The following is a 7777-nucleotide window of genomic DNA, read 5'->3' on the forward strand; positions in this document are numbered from 1 at the left end:
ATCATCAATTTTTCTTTGACACATCTTCTCAAATCCCCTTGACAACTGCCATACAAGCTTAACTTGTTACCAATGATTCTAGGTTGTAGTGAGGACTAAAGTCTGAGCGAGTTTTATGAGGACTAAAGTCCTCAATACGAAGAGGTTTGATGATGGGTTATTACGGGCAATTAATTAAATTTTAGATTTTAAATACAACCCCACAGATGAATCTGGGGGCTTGAACTAACGTCCAAACTTTTTTTCTCACCGCGACTCCTGTGGGGATTGTATCCGTATTTCAGTCAGAGCGAGTCAAAAATTATCAGAAACGCGGAGATGCTCTATCTAGGGTTAGTCTGTCTCGGATTTGGGGCCGCAGTTCCGTAATTGACTCGACAGCCGATATTGAACAAACTCGAACTGCACTCAAGAGGGACAATCTGCTGGTCGAGGAGGGCGCTGCAACTGACATACTCGTCGTTATTAGTATCTCTTACCATACATTCGATCGGGTTAGCTCCCGATCTCGCCGACCAACTCTTCATACCTACCACTGCAATCATATGCTGCCAGTAGAAAGCAAATAGCAACACTGCAAACAGTACAGCAACTGCTAATCCTGCTTTTAACTTCCAATTATTTAGGACGTTTCCCAAACTGTTTTTCAAGTTTTCCACCCCAGAAATTGAGCTTTCGGTAGTTGTTTCTGGAGTTGGCAAGTTTGTTTGTGTTTGTTCTGCTGGAATTTCCGACATAATGTATCTCCTATGATTGCTGGGATTTGGCTAAGCTGGCAATTGCGATCGCTATTGCAAACTTTATCAAATTTTAGCAAAACTAGCCTGTACCGACAACCGATCCCCGCGGCAGGGCTAGCGAAGTAGGTAGATTGACGAAGTGCGATCCTCTTCGAGGGCTTCGCTAACGCGATTTCTATTCCTTTTGACGTATTGCGCAATTCGCGATCGGCTATTTTGCACCGACGGTAATAGAATTGTTAAGGATTTTCTTTGAAAACGGCCCAAGTGAATCAGCTTTTTTTGCGAACCGCAGAGAGCGCAGAGGGCGCACAGAAAAAGAAAAGAGAGATATATTGACTTTCACCAATTATTTATGGTGTCGATAGCAGTTCTAATAACTCAGCTTCCGAAAGTAGTTCTATCCCCAAAGATTGAGCCTTTTCCAACTTAGAACCCGCATCTTCTCCCACCACCACATAATCTGTTTTAGCACTCACAGAACTTGTGACTTTACCTCCTGCTTTTTGAATCAAATCTTTAGCTTCATCTCGTTTCAAAGTGGGCAAAGTTCCCGTCAGCACAAAAGTTTTGCCTGCAAGTTGTAAATTGGTGCTGGCTAAATTTTGATTTTTCACTTCTGACTGCAATTGCAAGCCCGCAATTTTCAACCGTGCAATCAAACTCTGATTTGCCGGCACTTGAAACCACTGATAAACAGATTGAGCAATTTCTGGCCCAATACCGTAAACGCCTTCAATAGCTGCGGCTGATGCAGAGGCCAAATCTGTCACATTGGTAAATCTTTCTGTCAGCAATTGAGCATTCACGCTGCCGACGTGGCGAATTCCTAAAGCATACAACACCCGCGACCAAGGTTGAGTTTTGGAATTGGCGATCGCACTTACCAACTTTTCTGCTAACTTCTTACCCATCCGTTCCAAACTCATCAATCTTTCCGCAGTCAAATCGTACAAATCCGCCGCAGAATGCACCAGATTGCTATCAACCATCTGCTGCACCAACTTTTCCCCAACACCGTTAATATCCAGAGCATCCCGGCTGCAAAAATGTATCAGCGAACCCCTCAAAATCGCCGGACAAGATGTATTGATGCAGCGAGTAACGGCCTCCCCCTTTTCCCGAACCACAGGCTGTCGGCATTCGGGACAGCAACTAGGTATTTGGAAAAGTTGAGCATTTTGGGGGCGAAGTTCCGGTAAAACTCGCACAACTTCTGGTATAATTTCCCCAGCTTTTCTGACAATTACAGTATCGCCAATGTGGAGGTTCAGATCGGAAAGTCGATCGCTATTGTGGAGAGAAGCCCGCGAAACCGTGGTTCCAGCCAACTGCACCGGTTTCAGTTCCGCTACAGGAGTCAGAGCCCCGGTTCTCCCTACTTGTACGGTGACAGCTTCTACTATTGTAGGGACTTCGGCCGCGGGATACTTCAGTGCGATCGCCCAACGCGGAAACCTCTGAGTAAAACCCAATTGTCGTTGCAGCAAAACCGAATTAATCTTAACAACAACCCCATCCGTCATGTAAGGCAAATTCCGCCGCTCAGTATCCCAATATTCGTAATACTCCCGAACCTCATCCAAAGAATAGCAAATTTTGCGATTGGGATTCACTTTAAACCCCATTCTTCGCAACAATTCCAACGAATCCCACTGCGTCTTCTCCTCGTTACCCTCATCTAAATGCAGAGTATAAGCAAAAAAATCCAACCTGCGCTTATCCACAATTTTAGAATCCAACTGCCGCAGCGTACCCGCCGCAGCATTGCGAGGATTAGCAAACAATTGTTCCCCTGCTTTTTCCCGTTCCCGATTAATTTCCTCAAACACAGCTAAAGACAAAAAAGCTTCTCCCCGCACTTCCACAAAAGGAGGCGGATTATCTAAATTGAGCTTCAGAGGAATCGAACGAATAGTTTTGACATTTTGAGTAATTTCCTCTCCCCTAATGCCGTCTCCGCGCGTCGCACCGCGAACTAAAACCCCATTTTCATAGGTTAACGCTAAAGCAGAACCGTCAATTTTTAACTCGCAAACGTAGGAAACCCCCCCCAACCCCCCCTTAGCAAGGGGGGGAGTAGTTTCCCTGTTTTTCTTATTGCTAAGCCCAGTTGCATTTCCCTCTTGTCCCCCCCCTTGATAAGGGGGGGTTAGGGGGGGTGCATTTCCTTCTTGACCGGGGGTTAGGGAGGGTGCTACCCTTTGCCAGCGTTCCTGCCATTTAGCAAATTCCTCAAAATTAAAAGCATTTTCCAAACTGTAGAGAGGAATATTGTGCTTGACGCTAAAAAATTGAGTAGCAGGCTGTTCTCCCACCCGCTGAGTCGGGCTTTCGGCAGTAATTAATTCAGGATAATCTGATTCTAAGTCTTGCAACTGGCGATAAAGTCGATCGTACACCTCATCTGGCATAATCGGTGCATCGAGAACATAATAAGCATAGCTAGCTTCCTGTAGCTGCTGCCTCAACTGTTGAATTTGCTGCTGGATTTCGGGTTGCATATTAATTGGAAAGTGTATATTTTTTAACCGCAGACCATAACACAAACACAGAGAATAGAGATTTTACCCCGATCTGCATCGATCTGCGGTTGTAGTTTGGACATTTAATATCGATTAACGATCCCAATCTTCAACTTCATAAAGGAAACGAGTTCCCCCCATCAGCTTGCGATTTGCCGAGGTACTTTGCACAAAAACCGCATACTTTTCTAGATTGCTCGGTTTGATGCGAACTGTCTCGCCCATTGGCAAACCCAACATTTCTCGCGCCGCTTCTCCTTCAAACAAATCCCCTGTCGAACGATCCATCAGCACAATTTCTTTCTTACCTTGGATAGTTTCTGTTTTAGTAAATTCATAAAACCCGCGCCCGGTTTTAAAAGTCAAACCATTCTCCAGAACAAAAGCTTTAATTGAAATCTCGCTGTCAACGTCTAGAATCTGAAATCTCCCCGGTTTTACGGCTCGCAATTCTGCTGATTCGTAAACAGCAACGCCTTCCCGCTTCAGCATGGTATCAAACATCTTGTTCAATCCGCGACTCATGCGACCTTGACTGACAACTTCTTGTTCGTAAGCTTGTAGTTGTTCGTTAGATGACTGTTGGTAACAAACGGCTAAAAAGAAATCTGTGATGTATGAAAATTGGTCAAGATTGAGGTGAAAACCGCCCGACTTTTCGGCTAGTTCTTTGTAGAATAAAGTGGCGTGGTGACGGTTGAGAGCTTGGATGCCGTAAACGGCAATTCCCATCTGTGCTAACTTATCTACTTCCTGACGCCAGTTAAGTTTTTGAGGAGTTTGAGCGGGTGCGTGCGGGATGTCGTCGCCAATTAGTACCAATGTTTTGGAATTAGTTGGAGTCCAAGAAAGTGACTGAGCTTCGTGCAACACTAATTCATAACATTCTGGAGCATCGCCACCGCCAGTTGGCTCTACATTTTCAACAAAATTGCAAATCGTGCCGACATCGCCTGACAAATCGAGGTGTTTAGTTACGTAAGTGCTGTCAGCGTCGCAATAGTCGCCGTGAGCAATAATGCCAATGCGAATGCCAGGAATTTCATCGAGCAGTCTCGTTACCGTCTCTTTAATTTTCCGACGAACTTGCGTCAAGCAAGGGTACATACTGCCAGTTGTATCAAAGCTAAAAACGACTTCAATATTGTTGGTTGCCATGACCTAACTCTCCTTAACAAACACCGATTTCTTATCTATATTATAGCTCCAAAAAAGACGAGTCAGCAATTAGGTTTAAAAAAATATCCTAATTCTGGCTCGCTTGATTTACTTCAGCATAAGGCTGGTTAAATCATCACAAATTCAAGTCGGGAAACTCGGTAAATTTCTTGTTTTCCCCGGACATGGCAGCTTGAAGATTCTCACCATCTTTTTCGCTGTTCAAATTGCCATTAGCGCGGGATTTGATAAATTCTTGAGCGTTCGGCTTGGTGAAAGCGAGCGGTTCAGCGTGTTCTACCTGAAATACGTTGGCGTAGAGGTTGGCAATAATCTGTTTGCCTCCCTGGGTCAATTCCAAGTAGTTCAAAGCTGCTGGAATGTATGGAAAAACACCATTCCAATAAAACTTGGCGTAATTTTGCCGCAAATCTCCCGGAGACTTGTATCCCAAGATTTTATTAGTGCCGACTTCCTCAAATTCGTAGAACAGAGCACTTATTTTTCGCAGGTAATTGGGATCGCTCAACTGACCGATCAAATCGGCGGCCCTAGCGAGTCCAGAGTAATTGTTTCTGTCTTGATGAGTTTCGCTAGCAGGAACTGGGAAGCGCGTCAATTCAATATTGCGCTTGATTTGTTCGGCATCAATTAATGTGTGGCCGCCGAAGCGTTCGTCAATTACGAGTTTTCCTCGATCGACATGATAAGGAGTTAAACTGGCAGAAGTGGCACCTATTGGCACAGAAACCATGCCCCCGTCAATACCCGTAGCGTAGAGTCCCACAGCTTCTTGGTCTTGGCGGCAAACACCTTTCACGTAGCCGATATCGTGGCACAGCAGCGAGATCAGGTAGTGCAGCCAATCTTCCGGCGACACTCCCCCTTCGCGAATATGTTTGCCGCGGAGAATCTCTTGTCCCACCAAAGCCACGAGCATTGTGTGTTCCACATTGTGGTATAGAGCATCGCAGTTAGCGATATTTTCCAGAGCCATAGTCCCTGCCCAGGCGATAATTTCAGGGTAGTCAGGCTTGTACTTGCCGTAGGTGCGACGGTAGCCGGCCTGCAGCTCTTGAACAAAAGCGTCAATCAGGATAGCAGTTGCATTGAACATAATAAATTCTCTCACTCAGGCTGTATTTACAAACTAGATCGAAAATATCTTGCATAGCTGAAAAAATAATCAATCGGCATTCCAGCAGGTTTGACCCCTCGGCGTTGAATTTTAAATTTCAGCTAGTCTTGTCAGGTTAGAAAATTTCTCTTTTGGCTATGCTTCCCACGATAACCTAATTTCCGAAGCATCCGAAGCAACAGAGTGATTTTCCGGCATTAAATATTGGCGAAACAATTTACATCGTTTCACCGACTAATTATTAGAAGTCCTAGGTTTGAAACTTATGAACTGTCTGTTTCCGAGTCTCTCCACTGCTGCCCTTCGCACTCGGCGGTCGATCGCCCCAAGATACCTAGGATGGTTTGCATTCACGGCTGTCTGCACCGCCGCACCAGCTTGGGGAGCAGAACGAATTTACGTAACTTACGGGCCCCTAGAAGAATCAGTTCCCATCGAATCCCTGGCACTCTTCGCCAAAGAAGGCAAAATAGACTCGAACTTGGACGGCTTCGCTCAGTACGTCAAAAAAGCACAGCTAGCGGAGATTCGCAGCGCCCTGCAAGCGAAAGCTGAAATCAGCAACGTGACGATCGCCCAATTCCTCTACACGCCTCAAGGAGAAGTGCTGCTGAAACGCTTGGGCCGAGTAATTCAAACCAAAGCTCGGCAGCCCGGATTTTATGCCATCCGAGCCGCCCTGATTTTAGCAGCCTCAGATTCAGAAGGTCTGACAATTCTCAACGTGCTGCGGAAATTCCCCACTTACGGCATCAGGATTGACCTCGCCCGCGGCTTGGGTATCGGGAACGAGCTGACATCGCTGATCAACCGTTCCAATCAGGCGATCGCCGGAGTCGCCCGGTTATCGGAAGCACAAGCAGCCTCAGGACCTGCCATACCGCCCGCCGAAATGCTACAGCCCCAGCTACCGGGCCCCTATACTTGGAACAAATCATCGGTAACTGTGACGAGTCCCAATCGCGCTCGCACCTTTGATATGGACATTTACCTGCCGCAGGGCAGCCCGCAACCGGCCCCAGTCGTAGTAATTTCCCACGGTGTAGGTTCCGATCGCCTTTCCTTCGAGTATTTAGCCAAACATCTAGCCTCCTATGGCTTTGCCGTCGCCGTCCCCGAACACCCCGGCAGCAACGCCCAACAAATCCAAGACTTAGTAACAGGAAGAGCCAATCAAGTAGCAGAACCAGCAGAATTTGTCAACCGCCCCCTCGACATCAAAGACCTGCTCGATTATTTAACCAAACTTTCTACAACCGATCATGCCTACCAAGGGCAGCTCGACTTGCAGCGAGTCGGCGTCATCGGCCAGTCTTTCGGGGGCTATACGGCTTTAGCATTAGCCGGGGCGGGGATTAATTTTGCACAGCTAGACAAAGACTGCCAGCTCGAAAACGAGACTTGGAACCTCTCCCTGCTGTTGCAGTGCCGCGCCCGCAGCCTAGAGCGCAACCAGTACAATTTCAGCGACCCGCGCATCAAAGCTGCGATCGCCGTCAACCCGATCGTCAGCAGCATTTTCGGAGAAACAAACCTCAGCAAAATCCAAATCCCAGTCATGGTAATCGCAGGCAGCGCGGATACCGTCGCCCCCGCTTTGCTGGAACAAATTCAACCGTTCACTTGGCTGACATCGCCCAACAAATATCTGGTACTGATGAACAACGGGACTCACTTCTCAACGATCGAGGATTCCCCTCAAAGCCTCTTTCTGCCACCACCAGAGGTCATCGGGCCGGAACCAGTTTTAGCCCGCCGCTACCTCAGCGGACTCAGCCTAGCTTTCATGGAAAGCTATTTGAACAACCAATCAAATTTCCGCCCGTATTTGGAGCCCTCCTACGCTTTAACCATCTCCCGAGACACTCTCGGACTGAGAATTTTGCGATCGCTAACCCCGCAGCAACTCCAGCAGTTCAGCAGTGTTACACCTCCTCGCAGGCCAGTCTCTCCACCTGCCCTCGCTCCTGTTTCTCTACCTTCTCCACCTCCCATCGCTCCCGTTCGTTAGGGTTGAGGTGCGCCGAAGAGCACGCTGGCATATCTTTTCGCGCGGGGGCGATCGCCCCTGTCTCTGTTTTCATCAGCTTTCCTGATGACTTCTATCAGTTAAACTGTCGCTCAAGCCCTTTACAAAGGTTAACAAAACCGTTAATAATAGAAACATCATCCGAACATTGACAACCAAATACAGCAATCATAAAACCATGACAACA

Annotated in this window: 5 protein-coding genes; 1 reads left to right on the forward strand and 4 read right to left on the reverse strand. The window is 47.1% G+C overall.

Annotated elements, in window-relative coordinates:
* Positions 1–323: 323 nt before the first annotated feature.
* The 4 genes from QUA78_RS30950 to QUA78_RS30965 all read right to left on the reverse strand — a co-directional run bounded on the left by QUA78_RS30950 (position 324) and on the right by QUA78_RS30965 (position 5540).
* Positions 324–737, reverse strand: coding sequence for a hypothetical protein (locus QUA78_RS30950; RefSeq protein WP_333307251.1), 414 nt, complete (start codon positions 735–737; stop codon positions 324–326).
* 356 nt (positions 738–1093) lie between these two features.
* Positions 1094–3244, reverse strand: a complete 2151-nt coding sequence (gene ligA / locus QUA78_RS30955) for an NAD-dependent DNA ligase LigA (RefSeq protein WP_333399209.1) — start codon at positions 3242–3244, stop codon at positions 1094–1096.
* Between the two features lie 114 nt (positions 3245–3358).
* On the reverse strand, positions 3359–4423 hold the full coding sequence (locus QUA78_RS30960; RefSeq protein ID WP_333306913.1) for a vWA domain-containing protein: 1065 nt from the start codon (positions 4421–4423) through the stop codon (positions 3359–3361).
* A 136-nt stretch (positions 4424–4559) separates the two neighbouring features.
* Positions 4560–5540: an Npun_R2479 family HD domain-containing metalloprotein gene (locus QUA78_RS30965; RefSeq protein WP_172188266.1), complete on the reverse strand. Its 981-nt coding sequence runs from the start codon at positions 5538–5540 to the stop codon at positions 4560–4562.
* 286 nt (positions 5541–5826) lie between these two features.
* Here QUA78_RS30965 and QUA78_RS30970 point away from each other — a divergent pair, with 286 nt between their 5' ends.
* Positions 5827–7572, forward strand: a complete 1746-nt coding sequence (locus QUA78_RS30970) for an alpha/beta hydrolase (protein ID WP_333306912.1) — start codon at positions 5827–5829, stop codon at positions 7570–7572.
* The last annotated feature ends 205 nt before the right edge of the window (positions 7573–7777 follow it).

Origin of the sequence: Microcoleus sp. K4-B3, assembly GCF_036704615.1 — a bacterium.
Lineage (GTDB): Bacteria > Cyanobacteriota > Cyanobacteriia > Cyanobacteriales > Microcoleaceae > Microcoleus.